This window comes from Streptomyces sp. NPDC041108, from assembly GCF_055592645.1.
On sequence record NZ_JBVIYK010000004.1, the window covers coordinates 193,264 to 206,238 of the forward strand.

A 12,975-nucleotide genomic window follows, 5' to 3' on the forward strand; every position below is an offset into this window, starting at 1 on the left:
AGCCTACCGCGCCGGTACGACAACCGGATCACACGGAACGTTCGGGCAAGGTCCCGCTGAGCAGGAACGCGACGCTCCGCTCCCGTTCCGTCCAGGCCCTGGTGTCGAGTTCCACGGACTGGACGAAGTCGCAGCGGACCTCGTACCCGTGCTCGGTCAGGTCCCGTCCGACGCGCTCGGCAGCGGGCCGGGTCAGGGCGTGGGTGACGATGCGCCGCGGGCGGCGGTCGGCGACGGCCGCGACCACCCTGGCTCCCCCGCCGCCGACGCGTACGACATCGGGTTCGGGCAGGTTCTCCAGGACGTGCGGGGCGGCGCCGTGCACCACCTGGAGCTGCACGCCGAAGCGGCGGGCGGCGAGGGTCGTCCGGCCGCAGGCCTCGGGGTCGTGGTCGACGGCGATCACGGCGGCGCCGCAGCGGGCGGCCTCGGTGGCGAACGCACCGCTGCCGGAGCCGATGTCCCACACGAGGTCGCCCACGCGGGGACCCAGGCAGGCGAGTTGGGAGGAGCGCAGCAGTTCGGCCTCGCCCTCGCCCAGGGCGCCGCCGTAGACGGCGGAGGGCAGGGCCCAGCCGCGCGGTCCGGCGGCGGGGTCGCGCCCGGCGAGCCAGCCGCCGCCCTCGGCCGCGCCCGCGTGACCGCCGATGACGATGACGAGGTTGGGGTCGCGCCAGGTGCGGTCGACGGCCTTGTCGGAGGAGAGGACGGTGACCCGCTCGCGTTCCGTGCCGAGTTCCTCGCAGACCACGAAGGTGCGGTGGACTCCGTCGAGGAGCAGGCCGAGTTCGGCGGGTCCGGCGCCCGGTGAGGTCAGGACGGCGACCTTGGTGTGGGCTCGGCAGACGTTCACCGCGCGGCGCAGCGTACGGCGGTGGGCGACGACGACCTCCGCGTCGTCCCAGGGCATGCCCGCGCGGGCGAAGGCGGCGGCGACCGAGGAGACGCCGGGGACGACCTCGACCTCCAGGCCGAACTCGGGGGACCGGAGGGTGCGGACGACACCGAAGTAGCCCGGGTCTCCGTCGGCGAGGACGACGGCGGTGCCCCGGTGGCCGGCGATGCGGCGGGCGGCGAGGGCGACGCTGCCGAGGCGGATGCGTTCGGCGCGCGGGGGCACCTCGGGCAGGGCGAGATGGTGGGCCGCGCCGGCCACCAGCGTGGCGGCGGCGAGGGCGGAGCGTGCCGCGGCGGTCAGGGGGGAGCCGTCCCAGCCGATCACCGTGACCCGGTCGGCCATCTTCGTCAGTCTCCAGAGGGTCTTCGCAGGTCGTCGGGAATGCCCGCACGGGGTCCGTTGAGACTACCCGGTGGCGCGGTGGGGCCCGGCGGCCGGGTTCGCGGCCCCCCGCATGACCGTGGGTGGTTCAGTTCCAGTCCGAGTAGGCCCCGTAACCGCCGCTGTCGGCCAGTTCCTCGCTGACACCCTCGATGTCCTCCGGGAGGAGGCTCCAGACGATGAAGTCCGTGCGGACCTCGGTCCAGCCGTCCTCGGCGGTGCGGGTGCGCGCTATACAGGCGTTGCGCAGCACTCCCTCGCTGATACAGCCGATCTTCTGCGCGACCTGCTGGGAGGCGGTGTTGTCGGCGGCCGTGCGCAGCTCGATGCGTTCGAACTTCTGCTCACGGAACAGCCATTGGGCGGTGGCGAGGGCCGCCTCGGAGGCATAGCCCTCGCCGCGCGCCCAGGGGGCGACGACGTACGACAGTTCCGTCGCTCGTACGTGCCAGTCGGTCTTGGTCAGCTGGATGACGCCGACCAGGCGCTGGGTGAGGAACTCGGTGACCGCGAGGTCGAGGCCGCGTCCCGACGTGCGTTCGGTGGGCGCGTACCCGGTGATCCAGGAACGCGCCTCGCGTTCGGTGAAGGGCTGGGGGACATCGGTCCAGGCCATCACCTGCTCGTCGTTCATCATCTCGGTGAAGGCCTGGATGTCGTCCTCGTCGAACGGGCGCAGAACCAACCGATCCGTGTTGATGGAGATGTCGGGAAAGGTGCTCATCATGCGCCGCTCCGTAAACTTCGAAAACTTTGAGAGCCTGCCGAACTGCCCAGCATGCAGCATGAAAGCACCGAAGCGCACCAGGGGCCCTCCCCCGTGCGGGAGCGGACCCCATGCGTGGCGATACGCCGTATACGTGCCGTCGGCACGGAAGGACCGGAGCGGGAAGGAAGCGGGTCGGAGGGACCCGACTCGGAGGGACCCGAGTCAGAAGGACGGGATGACGGAGCCGTTGCTCCACCTGTCCTCGATGAACTTCCGCACCTCGTCGGAGGTGAGGAGCTTGGCGAGCTTCTTCACGCGCGGGTCGTCCTCGTGGCCCTGCTCGACGGCGAGGAAGTTGCCGTTCGGGTTGTCCTCGGCGGGCTCGACGGCGAGGGCGTCGTCGGCGGGCGAGAGGTCGGCTTCGAGGGCGTAGTTGCCGTTGATCACCGCGGCGTCGACGTCGTCCAGGGAGCGCGGGGTCTGGGCCGCCTCCAGCTCCTTGAACTTCAGCTTCCTCGGGTTCGCGGTGATGTCGGCGGGGGTCGCGTCGGTGCCGGCCCCGTCCTTGAGCGTGATGATCCCGGCGGAGTCGAGGAGCTTGAGGGCGCGCGCCTCGTTGACCGTGTCGTTCGGGACGGCGACGGTCGCGCCGCTCTTGAGGTCGTCCTTGCTCTTGAGCTTGTTCGAGTAGAGGCCGAGGGGCTCCAGGTGCACGGTGACGACGGGCACGATGTGGGTGCCGTTCTTCTTGTTGTAGTCGTCGAGGTACGGCTGGTTCTGGAAGTAGTTGGCGTCGACGGACCCGTCCTCCGTGGCCGGGTTCTGCAGGACGTAGTCGCTGAACTCCTTGACCTCCAGCTCCAGCCCCGCGTCCTTCGCCAGCTCGTCCTTCACGAAGTTGAGGATGTCGGCGTGCGGGGTGGGGCTGGCCGCGACGACGAGGGGACCGCTCGTGTCGGACGCGCTGTCGGCCTTGTCCGCGCCGCAGGCGGTGAGCCCGAGGGTGAGGGCCCCGGCGAGTACGGCGGTGGTGAACTTGGCGGTGTTACGCACGAAAAGTGCCTTTCCTTTTGGGTGGAGCCATCCCGTCTTGGGTGGGACGGGACGTCTGCGGGTGCCCGGAGTGCGGGCTAGGACTTGGTGATGTCCGCGGTGGCGGCCCTGGACTTCAGCAGCCGGAGCCGGGGTGCGGTGCCGGAGGGGCCGCCGCGCCGGTGCAGGGCCCGGGCCGCGTAGTCGCCGGCGAACTGGATGACGGAGATGACGACCGCGAGGACCACCACGGTGATCCACATCAGCTCGGTCTCGAAGCGCTGGTAGCCGTACCGGATGGCGATGTCGCCGAGGCCGCCCGCACCGACGGTGCCGGCCATGGCGGAGTAGCCGATGAGGGCGACGACGGTCGTGGTGGCCGAGGAGATCAGCGAGGGCAGGGACTCCGGAACGAGGACCCTGCGGACGACGGTCCAGGTGTTGCCGCCCATGGCCTGCACCGCCTCCACGAGCCCGTGGTCCACTTCGCGGACGGCCGTCTCGACCAGGCGCGCGAAGAACGGGATCGCCCCGATGGCGAGCGGCACGACGGCCGCCTCGCGGCCGATGGTCGAACCGGTGACCCAGCGGGTGAAGCCCATCAGCGCGACCATCAGGATGATGAAGGGCATCGAGCGGGCGACGTTCACGACCTGACCGATGACCTTGTTGGCGACGACGTTGCGCAGCAGCCCGTCCCGGTCCGTGAGGACGAGCAGGATGCCGAGGGGAAGGCCGCCGACGACCGCGATGAGCGTGGCCCAGCCGACCATGTAGAGGGTGTCCCCACACGCCTGCTCCAGCAGGGGCCGCATCTCGGACCAGGTCACTTGGCACCTTCCTTCACCAGGACGGGCTCCTGGCCCACGACGTCGATCTGGAGGCCCTGTTCGCGCAGGAAGCCGATCGGCACCACGTTGTCCTCGTAGCGGCCGGGCAGTTCGATGCGCATCCGGCCGACCTGGAGGCCGCCGACGGTGTCGATGGCGGCACCGAGGATCGAGATGTCGATGTTGTAGGTGCGCGACAGCCGTGAGACGACGGGCTGGGTGGCCGCCTCGCCCTGGAAGGTGACGTCGACGACGGTGCGGTCCTCGTCGGTGGCGTCGCCGGTCACCGGGAAGAGGGCGGGGGCGAGCTCGGAACCGGGGGTCGCGAGCAGTTCGCTCACGGTGCCGGACTCGACGATGCGCCCGTTCTCCATCAGCGCGGCCGAGTCGCAGATCGACTTCACGACGTCCATCTCGTGGGTGATCAGCAGGACGGTCAGGCCCAGCTCGCGGTTCAGGTCGCGCAGCAGCGTCAGGATCGAGCGGGTGGTCTCCGGGTCGAGGGCGCTGGTGGCCTCGTCGGACAGGAGCACCTTGGGGTCGCCGGCGAGGGCGCGGGCGATGCCGACGCGCTGCTTCTGACCACCGGAGAGCTGGGCGGGGTAGGACTTCGCCCGGTCGGCGAGCCCGACGAGGTCGAGGAGTTCGAGGGCCTTGCGGGAGCGCTCCTTGCCGGAGCGGCCGAGGATCTCCAGGGGCAGCTCGACGTTGTCCTGGACCGTCCGGGTGGACAGCAGGTTGAAGTGCTGGAAGACCATGCCGATACGGCTGCGCGCCTGCCGCAGCTCCTTGCCGGCGCGGGGGCCGCGCCCGGCGAGGGCGGTGAGGTCCTGGCCGGCGACCGTGACGGTGCCGGCGGTGGGGCGCTCCAGCAGGTTGACGCAGCGGATGAGGGAGGACTTGCCGGCGCCGGACTGGCCGACGACGCCGTACACCTCGCCCTCGCGGACGTGGAGATCGACGCCGTCGAGGGCGGTGACCTCACGGCCGCGCGAGCGGTAGACCTTGGTCAGGCCTGATGTCGTGATCACTGGGGTTTCCATCACTGTCGAGTACGCGGGGCATGGGTGTGCCCGGGTACGGGAGGGAAGTCGTGCGCGGGCACAGGGGTCACGTACGGCGTTCAGCGCGTACGGACGTGCCGGGAGCGGGGTCCTCTAGCAGGCGCACATTCGACACATACAACGAGCACCGGGCGTCATCGTCGCCTCGGTCGCAAGGGTGCGGCAGCTCGTCGTGGTCATGAGATCAGTAAAACAGATGTATGCGGCAGTTGAGAGCGGGCTGTCCGCGATACGGACGACCTTGCGATACATATCTGCAGGTGGAGTGCGGGGGCATCCACCCTGTGGTCATCCGTGGTTGTGGCCAAGGCCACGATGCGCGGCCTGCGGGTTTCCCGGGGCGGGGCCGGGCGCGGCGGGGTTTTGCGCCGTAATAGGGTCGCGGCATGTTTGTTCCCCTGACGGTGACGACCGCCGTCGCCGCGCTTCTGCTCGCCGCCTGGTGCGGCTGGGCCGCGTATCGCGATCAGCCGACCAAGGACTGGCACTTCATCGGCATGGCCGTGGTGTCGGTGCTGGCTCTTGTGCAACTGGTCGTCGGGATCGTGCAGTTGGCGCGCGGGGAGAAGCCGGAGCAGGGGACCACGATCTTCGTCTCCTATCTGCTCGGAGCGTTCGCCTGCGTCCCGGTCACCGGGTTCATGTCACTGGCGGAGCGCACCCGCTGGGGCAGCGTGACCGTCGCGGCCGGCGGTGTGGTGCTCGCCGTGCTTCAGGTGCGGCTCTACGACATCTGGGGAGGCTGACGTGAGCGCGACGAACGAGGTGCCGCAGGACACCAAGCGGGCGCGGCTGATCAGCGGACCGGGGATGCTGCTGGTCTGGCTGTACGGCGTGATGGTCGTCGGGGCCGTGTCGCGGTCCGCCGTGCAGATCTCCACCGAGTTCGAGCACGCGCCGCTCGCGTACACACTGTCCGCGGTGGCCGGTGTCGTCTACGGGTTCATCACGTACTCGCTGGTGCGGGGCGGCGAGTTCGCCCGGAAGGCGGCGCGGGTGTGCTGCGCGGTGGAGCTGGCGGGCGTGCTGATCGTGGGCACGTGGACGCTGGTGGAGCCGTCGGCGTTCCCGGACAGGACGGTGTGGTCGGACTACGGGATCGGTTACCTGTTCATCCCCGTGATCCTTCCGGTCACCGCGATGTACTGGCTGCGCAAGGGTGCGCGCCGGGAGGCGGCCGCCTGAGGTTCGTCGGGCGGCCGAGGACTCGTCGCGGCCTGCGCGCCGTCCCGCTCCCTTCCGAGGCCCCTGTCACGCTGTCGTCGCGTACGCCTCCGCCGGCTTCTCCAGCACCACCATCGGCACCCCGTCGCGGCCCTGGCTGGTGCCCACGGTCTCGTAGCCGACCCGGCGGTACAGCCGCAGGTTGCCCTCGCTGCGGTGGCCCGCGCTGAGGCGGAACCTGGTGGCGCCGCGCTCCCCTGCGAGGGCCGACTCGGCGGCGCGCAGGAGCCGCGCGCCGATGCCGTGGCCCTGGAGGCGCGGGTGGACGCAGAGCTTGCCGATGGCCGCGGTGCCGTCGGCGTCGAGAGCGCCGCGCACGGAGCCGACCACTTCGTCACCCAGCCTGGCCACGAACACACAGTCCGAGGCGACCTCCTCGCGGACGGAGTCGAGGCTCTGGACGAGCGGGTCGATGCGGTAGTTGCCGTACAGGGCCGCCTCGCCCTGGAAGCACAGGTACTGCAGCCTGAAGATCTGCTCGGCGTCCTGCTCGGTCGCCACCGAGATGGTCACGCTCATGCCCATGTGTGCACGCCTCCCGCTCACCTGCTCACCCGATGTCCTTCACTCCTATCCCCGTGGTTCGCGTGCCGCAACCTCCGCGGACAGCAATCGTCGAAGACATCCCAGACATCTGGAACGTTCCGGACCCAGGCTGCCCTGTGAGATACCCAACTCCCCCGCGATCTCGCGATAGGTGGGGTCGCTCGGGGACAGCAGGGCCGCGAGCAGCCGGGGGCAGCGCCCGGGGAGCCGGCGTACGGCCGCGTACAGCGCGCGGCGGCGGGCGGCGGTCAGGGCCTGCTGTTCGGGGCCGGGCGCGTGCTCGTCGGCGGGCTCGGCGGTGTAGGGCAGTTCGCGCCGGGCCGTTCGGCGGCTCAGGCGCGCCTCGAAGCGGACGGCGCTGCGCAGCCAGCCCTCCGGGTCGGCGGGCGGGCCGTCGGCGTCGAGCCGTTCCAGCAGGCGCAGCCAGACCGCCTGTTCCAGGTCCCCCGCCTCGGTGCCGGCGGCGGGGGCCTCGGCCGACGCCTCCGCGACCAGCAGGGGGCGGAGGATGGTCAGCATGTCGTGTGTCATATGCCCCGGGACGCCACCACCCCGGCAGGGGGTTGCCGGGGCGGACGGGAGTCACCCCAATCGGGGCCGGGGGCTCATGTGTTGACGGCCGGAGTTCCCCCGGTCGGCTCAGTCGCCGACGAAGTCCGCGTGGGCCAGCAGGCCGGTGTCGGGGTTGTCGGTGAAGATGCCGTCGATGCCGGTGTCGAAGTACACCTTGAACGCGCCGAAGGCGTCACCGTAGGCGTTGGCGTCCGTGCCCCTGCGGAAGTTCGCGGGCAGGAAGGTGTTCTCGTTGCGCATGGTGTACGGGTGCAGGATCAGGCCCTCGGCGTGCGCGTCCGCCACGAGGGTCGTGGGGGTCGTCAGGTTGCCGCCCGAGTCGCGCGGGATGACCAGGTCGAGCGTCGGGCCGATGCCGTTGGCGAAGGAGGCGATCCAGGCGAGCCCGGCCGGCTTGACCAGGTCGGCGACGGTGCGCGGGTCACCGGCCTCGACGAAGTCCCAGGGCCGGGTGGCGGCGCCGGAGAGCAGGACGACGAGGGGGCTGTCCACCAGGCCGTTCAGGCGCTGGATGCTGCTCGGTTCGAACGACTGCAGGAAGACCGGCGAGTTCTTCTTGTGCCGGTCGTACGTGCGCAGCAGCTTGGCGAGCGGCTCCTCCAGGCCGAGGCCCAGCTTGCGGAAGTAGGTGGGGTGCTTGGTCTCCACGTGCAGCCAGACCCGCTCCCCCCGCTTCCTGCCCTCCTTCTCGGCCCAGCGCAGCACCTCCTCGAAGGTGGGGATCTCCCAGCGGCCGTCGTAGAGGGTGTTCTCCTGGCGGTTGCCCGGGATGCGCTCCTTGGCGCGCAGGGTCTTCAGCTCGGCGAGAGTGAAGTCCTCCGTGAACCAGCCGGTGTAGGTGACACCGTCGACGACCTTCGTCGTCTTCCGGCCGGCGAACTCGGAGTGCGTCGCCACGTCGGTCGTGGCGGTGATGTCGTTCTCGTGACGGCACACGAGGTGGCCGTCCTTGGTGGGCACGAGGTCCTGCTCGATGACGTGCGCGCCCAGGTCGAGGGCGAGCTGGTACGAGCCGAGCGTGTGTTCCGGGCGGTAGCCGCTGGCGCCGCGGTGCCCGATGATCGTCGGCACGGGCAGTCTGCGGTACCCGCCGCCCGATTTCGCGCCCGACGCGGCCTCGCCGGCCGTGGCCGTGGCCGGCAGTCCGAGGACCGCTCCGCCCGCGCCGAGCATCGCGGCGCCGAGCAGTGCCCGTCGGCCCGCTCCGCGTCCCTGCTCGTTCGAGTCCTGCGACTGCCGCGACTCCTGCGTCCCCATGACCGGCTCCTCCACCGTGATGCCCTGCACCTGTCAAAGCGGGACGATCGTAGGTGTCCGGAGGTGACCGTCGGGAGACCTGGGACCGAACACGCGGAAGACGCCTCGTGTCGCACGAGAGGCGCAATATGACGGGTCGTCCGTTCGGTGGCGCGATGTCCGTCACATGTTTCGGACCCGTGACACGCCGCCACCTGGGCGTCACCGCAGGTAAAACAGCGTCAACACTTGGTATCCACTCGGTGAACCCGGTGTGCGCCGGCCCCTGAGCCGGGAGTATCGTCCTCACCTGCACAGACTTGTACCGGAACGCTTGACATGGGAGGGCCCGTTGTCCCGCTTCGTGCTCATCAAGGCAGTGCTCGGACCGATCATGCGCCTGATGTTCCGCCCCCGGGTGGAGGGCGCCGAGCACATTCCGGGAGACGGTCCGGTGATCCTCGCCGGCAACCACCTGACCTTCATCGACTCGATGATCCTGCCGCTGGTCTGCGACCGGCAGGTCGTGTTCATCGGCAAGGACGAGTACGTCACCGGCAAGGGGATCAAGGGCCGGCTGATGGCCTGGTTCTTCACCGGCGTCGGCATGATCCCCGTCGACCGCGACGGCGGCCGGGGCGGTGTCGCGGCGCTGATGACCGGACGGCGGGTGCTGGACGAGGGCAGGATGTTCGGCATCTACCCCGAGGGGACGCGGTCGCCCGACGGCCGTCTGTACCGGGGGCGTACGGGCATCGCCCGGCTGACGCTGATGACCGGGGCGCCGGTCGTCCCCTTCGCGATGATCGGGACGGACAAGATCCAGCCCGGCGGCGCGGGGCTGCCCCGGCCGCACCGGGTGACGGTGCGGTTCGGTGAGGCGATGGAGTTCTCCCGGTACGAGGGGATGGACCGGGACCGGTATGTGCTGCGGGCGGTGACCGACTCGGTGATGGCTGAGGTGATGCGGTTGTCGGGGCAGGAGTACGTGGACATGTACGCGTCGAAGGCCAAGGAAGCGGCGTAGCTCCGCTGGTTGGGCGGGTGGGTGCGTGGGGGCTCGGTTCGTTGTCGGGTGCGGGATGGTGGGGGTTCTCGCGCCGTTCCCCGCGCCCCTGAGAGGGGACCCGTTCGTTGTCGGGTGCCGGACCGTGGGGGGATCTCGCGCCGTTCCCCGCGCCCCTGAGAGGGGACCCGTTCGTTGTCGGGTGCCCCTGCGCCCCCTGGGACCGGATTGTTTGCTGGGGCGGGGTGGGGCTCTCAGGGGGGCGTCGGTGTTCGCGTGGGGCCTTGGGGGTCAGGGGGTCGTGGGCAGGTGTTGGGTGCGTAGGAGGAGCCAAGCCGTTGCCGCTGTCGCCAGGAGGACTGTCGCGCCCGCGCCCGCGGCGATGGTCAGGCCGTCCACGAAGGCTTCCTGAGCCGATGTGAGCATGTGCTGCGCCGTGTTCGGCGGCATGCTCGCCGCCGCCTCCACCGCTCCGCCCAGGGACTCGTGGGCCTCGGCCGGGGTGCCCGCCGGGGCCGTGAAGTCGCGGTAGACGCCCGTCACGATCGAACCCAGGACCGCGATACCGAGGGCGGCGCCCAGCTCGTACGCCGTCTCCGAGACGGCCGAGGCCGCGCCCGCCTGTTCCTTGGGGACGCTGGAGAGGATGACGTCGGCGGTGACGGTGAAGGAGAGACCCGCGCCGACGCCGACGATCAGCAGCGCGGCACCGATCAGGGGGTAGCCGGTGGAGCGGTCGACCAGGGTGAGCAGGGCGAGGGCCACGCCGATGGCTCCCAGACCGCCCGCGACCACGGAACGGACCGAGAAGCGGCGGGCGGCGGCTCCGGCGATCAGGCCCGCGGCGACCGCGCCGACGGCCGCCGGCAGTTCGGCGAGTCCCGCCTCCAGCGGTCCCCGCCCCTGCACGAGTTGCAGGAACTGCGAGAGGAAGAAGACCAGGCCGGACAGGCCGAGAATGGTCAGCAGGTCGGCGAGGACCGCGCCGGAGAAGCCCCGGTTGCGGAACAGGCGCATGTCCAGCAGCGGGTGCGGCAGGGTCAGCTGACGGCGTACGAAGAAGAACAGTCCGGCGAGGCCGAACAGGCCCGCGGCGATCGCGTTGCCGCCCGGGCCGTGGGAGGCGGTCTCCTTCACCGCGTACACGACACCGATCATGCCGACCAGCGACAGGCCGACGCTGAGCATGTCCCAGGGGCCCGCGCTCGGATGGCGGGACTCGGGGAGCAGCTTGATGCCGACGAGGACGAGCACGGCCATCACCGGCAGGTTGATCAGGAAGACCGAACCCCACCAGAAGTGCTCCAGCAGGAACCCGCCGACGACCGGGCCGACCGCCGTGCCCGCGGAGGCCGTGGCGCCCCAGATGCCGATGGCGAGGCTGCGTTCGCGCGGGTCGTGGAAGAGGTTGCGGATCAGGGCGAGGGTGGCGGGCATCAGGGTGGCGCCCGCGACACCGAGCAGGGCCCGCGCGACGATCATCGTCTCGGGCGACGTCGCATAGGCGTTGAGCACGGATATCGCGCCGAACGCCGTGGCCCCGACGAGCAGCAGCTTCTTGCGGCCGATGCGGTCGCCGAGGCTGCCGGCCGACACGAGCAGGCCCGCGATGACGAAGGAGTAGACGTCACCGATCCACAGGAGCTGGTTGCCCGACGGCTGCAGATCCTCGCTGATGTAGGGGGTCGCGAGACCGAGGACGGTCGCGTCGACGGCCACCAGCAGCACGGCGAGCACGAGGACGGAGAGCGCGAGCCAGCGGCCCGGCCTCTTCTCCGTCTCCGTCGCGCCGGCCGGCCGCAGGGTGCTGGTCATGATTCCTCTCTCGGTTGTCCGGGATGCCGCAGAGCGCCGCCGAGCAGCAGCTCGGTGGTCATGTAGGTGAAGTCCTTGGCGGCCACACGGCCGTCCGCGACCGCCCAGGCGCCGGAGGCCAGCAGGCCGTAGAGCGCCTCGGTGAGCCAGGCCGGGGTGAGGTCGATACGGAACTCGCCCGCCGCCTGGCCGCGCGCGAAGAGGGCCGCGATGCGGTCGTCGATCCGGGACCAGCCCTCGTGCTGCGCCTCCCCCTCGAACAGCTGTGCCTCGGTGTAGAGGAAGGCGAGGAGCCCCGCGGCCGGTTCGATCTCCCGCACGAGCCGTCGTACGGCCTCGCGTGCGGGGCCCTCGGTGGGGCGGGCCGCGTCCAGCGCGGCCTCGCACTCCGCGATGCCGAGCGCCTCCAGCGCCCGTACGAGCGCGTCGCGCCCCGCGAAGAGGCGGTGCAGCGTGGCCCGGCTGATCCCGGCGGCCTTCGCGACCTCGTCCATCGTCGCGGTGGACTTGCGGGTCAGCAGGGCGGCTGCGCTGCGCAGCACGTGTTCACGATCGACGGCCATGAGACAACGATAAACCATATGAGACATTCTTGTCTCATCGTGGGCATGGGTGTCTCATGGCCGTGCTCAAGGGGACGCAGTCAGTGCCAGGGCAGCTGTCCGCGCTTGCCCCAGTAGGTCCGCGGGTCCTCGGCCAGACCGGCGAGCCCGGCCAGCTGCTCGTCGTCGAGGTCGACGACCGCCGCGTGCAGATTGGAGGCGAGCTGGTTGGTGGTGGCGGCGCCGGAGAGGACGACACCGGCCCACGGCTGCCGCAGGACCACCGCGAGGGCGACCGCGTCGCAGCCGAGACCCGTCTGTTCGGCGACGGCCCGGAGCGCGTCCGGGGCGTGCGGGCCGGCCAGCCTGCCGTTCGCCATGCCCTCCTTGACGATCACGGTGAGCCCGGCGTCGTACGCCTCGGCGAGCGCGGGCGCGGCGGAGGTCTCCAGCGCGTTGTACGTCGACTGGACGGTACGGAACAGGGGTTCGCCGTCCACGGTGACCGTGAGGGCGGTACGGATGGCCTCCGCCTGGGCCGGGCCGCTGGTGGAGAAGCCGATGGTGACACCCTGGGCGGCGGCCTCCGCCAGCCGGGCGTGGAGTTCCTTGTCGGTGAGGGCCGGGCTGTCCGGGGTCACCGAGTGGATCTGGTAGAGGTCCAGGCGGTCGCCGAGGAGTTCGGCGCTCTCGGCGCGCTGTCGCTCGTACGTCCCGAGGCTGTGGTCCTTGACCTCGTGCTTCTCGGCGTCGGTGGTCCAGTCGGCGGTGTAGGTGTAGCCCCACTTGCTGCCGACGACGATGTCGTCGAGGCCGGGGCGGGCCGTCAGCCAGTCGGCGAGGAACTCCTCCGAGCGGCCGTACGAGCGGGCCGCGTCGAAGTAGCGGACGCCCTGGGCATAGGCGGCGTCGAGGAGTTCGTGGGTGCGGGCGCGGAGGGCTTCGACGGTGCGGGTCTGTCCGAGGTCGGTGTCACGGCCGAGGGTGATGTAGCCGGGGCGGGCGACCGCGGCCAGCCCGAAGCCGATGTGGCAGGTCGGGGTGGTCGCGGCGGCCAGTCGGGCGAAGGGCATCGCGGGCTCCGTTCGGGTCGGCTCCTTGCGGTTCCTGAGCCAACGT

14 protein-coding genes are annotated in these 12,975 nt (G+C 70.9%); 3 read left to right on the forward strand and 11 right to left on the reverse strand.

Annotation, left to right across the window (positions count from 1 at the left end):
* Positions 1-28 precede the first annotated feature (28 nt).
* The 5 genes from cbiE to ACZ6BB_RS14035 all read right to left on the reverse strand — a co-directional run bounded on the left by cbiE (position 29) and on the right by ACZ6BB_RS14035 (position 4,881).
* The gene (gene cbiE / locus ACZ6BB_RS14015; RefSeq protein WP_471615465.1) at positions 29-1,240 is read right to left on the reverse strand and encodes a precorrin-6y C5,15-methyltransferase (decarboxylating) subunit CbiE; all 1,212 of its coding nucleotides are present in this window, start codon (positions 1,238-1,240) and stop codon (positions 29-31) included.
* Between the two features lie 127 nt (positions 1,241-1,367).
* A complete protein-coding gene (locus ACZ6BB_RS14020) occupies positions 1,368-2,006 on the reverse strand; it encodes a GNAT family N-acetyltransferase (protein WP_471615466.1) in 639 nt (212 codons plus the stop codon).
* Positions 2,007-2,210: 204 nt separating this feature from the next.
* Positions 2,211-3,041: a MetQ/NlpA family ABC transporter substrate-binding protein gene (locus ACZ6BB_RS14025; RefSeq protein ID WP_471615467.1), complete on the reverse strand. Its 831-nt coding sequence runs from the start codon at positions 3,039-3,041 to the stop codon at positions 2,211-2,213.
* Between the two features lie 77 nt (positions 3,042-3,118).
* Positions 3,119-3,850, reverse strand: coding sequence for a methionine ABC transporter permease (locus ACZ6BB_RS14030; protein WP_471615468.1), 732 nt, complete (start codon positions 3,848-3,850; stop codon positions 3,119-3,121).
* A complete protein-coding gene (locus ACZ6BB_RS14035) occupies positions 3,847-4,881 on the reverse strand; it encodes a methionine ABC transporter ATP-binding protein (protein ID WP_471615469.1) in 1,035 nt (344 codons plus the stop codon). The genes ACZ6BB_RS14030 and ACZ6BB_RS14035 overlap by 4 nt, the downstream gene beginning before the upstream one ends.
* Before the next feature lie 419 nt (positions 4,882-5,300).
* On the opposite strand from ACZ6BB_RS14035, the gene ACZ6BB_RS14040 reads away from it, so the two are divergent.
* Both ACZ6BB_RS14040 and ACZ6BB_RS14045 read left to right on the forward strand, forming a co-directional pair.
* Positions 5,301-5,660 (forward strand): hypothetical protein, encoded by a 360-nt coding sequence (locus ACZ6BB_RS14040; RefSeq protein WP_318807939.1) that lies wholly within the window; start codon positions 5,301-5,303, stop codon positions 5,658-5,660.
* Position 5,661: 1 nt separating this feature from the next.
* Positions 5,662-6,099, forward strand: a complete 438-nt coding sequence (locus tag ACZ6BB_RS14045) for a hypothetical protein (RefSeq protein ID WP_471615470.1) — start codon at positions 5,662-5,664, stop codon at positions 6,097-6,099.
* A gap of 66 nt (positions 6,100-6,165) precedes the next feature.
* On the opposite strand, the gene ACZ6BB_RS14050 is transcribed toward ACZ6BB_RS14045, so the two are convergent.
* From ACZ6BB_RS14050 to ACZ6BB_RS14060, 3 genes are all read right to left on the reverse strand, one after another.
* The gene (locus tag ACZ6BB_RS14050) at positions 6,166-6,663 is read right to left on the reverse strand and encodes a GNAT family N-acetyltransferase (protein WP_471615471.1); all 498 of its coding nucleotides are present in this window, start codon (positions 6,661-6,663) and stop codon (positions 6,166-6,168) included.
* Between the two features lie 45 nt (positions 6,664-6,708).
* On the reverse strand, positions 6,709-7,215 hold the full coding sequence (locus tag ACZ6BB_RS14055) for an RNA polymerase sigma factor (protein WP_471615472.1): 507 nt from the start codon (positions 7,213-7,215) through the stop codon (positions 6,709-6,711).
* A gap of 108 nt (positions 7,216-7,323) precedes the next feature.
* Positions 7,324-8,514, reverse strand: a complete 1,191-nt coding sequence (locus ACZ6BB_RS14060; protein ID WP_471615473.1) for a glycerophosphodiester phosphodiesterase — start codon at positions 8,512-8,514, stop codon at positions 7,324-7,326.
* Positions 8,515-8,845: 331 nt separating this feature from the next.
* On the opposite strand from ACZ6BB_RS14060, the gene ACZ6BB_RS14065 reads away from it, so the two are divergent.
* Positions 8,846-9,520 (forward strand): lysophospholipid acyltransferase family protein, encoded by a 675-nt coding sequence (locus ACZ6BB_RS14065; protein WP_037725637.1) that lies wholly within the window; start codon positions 8,846-8,848, stop codon positions 9,518-9,520.
* Between the two features lie 270 nt (positions 9,521-9,790).
* On the opposite strand, the gene ACZ6BB_RS14070 is transcribed toward ACZ6BB_RS14065, so the two are convergent.
* The 3 genes from ACZ6BB_RS14070 to ACZ6BB_RS14080 form a co-directional block, all read right to left on the reverse strand.
* Positions 9,791-11,314, reverse strand: coding sequence for an MFS transporter (locus tag ACZ6BB_RS14070; protein WP_471615474.1), 1,524 nt, complete (start codon positions 11,312-11,314; stop codon positions 9,791-9,793).
* Positions 11,311-11,877, reverse strand: coding sequence for a TetR/AcrR family transcriptional regulator (locus ACZ6BB_RS14075; RefSeq protein ID WP_471615475.1), 567 nt, complete (start codon positions 11,875-11,877; stop codon positions 11,311-11,313). Before ACZ6BB_RS14075 ends, ACZ6BB_RS14070 begins: the two co-directional genes overlap by 4 nt.
* A gap of 80 nt (positions 11,878-11,957) precedes the next feature.
* A complete protein-coding gene (locus ACZ6BB_RS14080; protein WP_471615476.1) occupies positions 11,958-12,929 on the reverse strand; it encodes an aldo/keto reductase in 972 nt (323 codons plus the stop codon).
* Positions 12,930-12,975: the final 46 nt, after the last annotated feature.

Excerpts from the sequence above, each read along its gene's own strand:
- cbiE (WP_471615465.1), bottom strand. The coding sequence starts at position 1,240 with ATGGCCGACCGGGTCACGGTGATCGGCTGGGACGGCTCCCCCCTGACC.
- ACZ6BB_RS14020 (WP_471615466.1), bottom strand. The coding sequence starts at position 2,006 with ATGATGAGCACCTTTCCCGACATCTCCATCAACACGGATCGGTTGGTT.
- ACZ6BB_RS14040 (WP_318807939.1), top strand. The coding sequence starts at position 5,301 with ATGTTTGTTCCCCTGACGGTGACGACCGCCGTCGCCGCGCTTCTGCTC.
- ACZ6BB_RS14050 (WP_471615471.1), bottom strand. The coding sequence starts at position 6,663 with ATGGGCATGAGCGTGACCATCTCGGTGGCGACCGAGCAGGACGCCGAG.
- ACZ6BB_RS14055 (WP_471615472.1), bottom strand. The coding sequence starts at position 7,215 with ATGACACACGACATGCTGACCATCCTCCGCCCCCTGCTGGTCGCGGAG.
- ACZ6BB_RS14060 (WP_471615473.1), bottom strand. The coding sequence starts at position 8,514 with ATGGGGACGCAGGAGTCGCGGCAGTCGCAGGACTCGAACGAGCAGGGA.
- ACZ6BB_RS14070 (WP_471615474.1), bottom strand. The coding sequence starts at position 11,314 with ATGACCAGCACCCTGCGGCCGGCCGGCGCGACGGAGACGGAGAAGAGG.
- ACZ6BB_RS14075 (WP_471615475.1), bottom strand. The coding sequence starts at position 11,877 with ATGGCCGTCGATCGTGAACACGTGCTGCGCAGCGCAGCCGCCCTGCTG.
- ACZ6BB_RS14080 (WP_471615476.1), bottom strand. The coding sequence starts at position 12,929 with ATGCCCTTCGCCCGACTGGCCGCCGCGACCACCCCGACCTGCCACATC.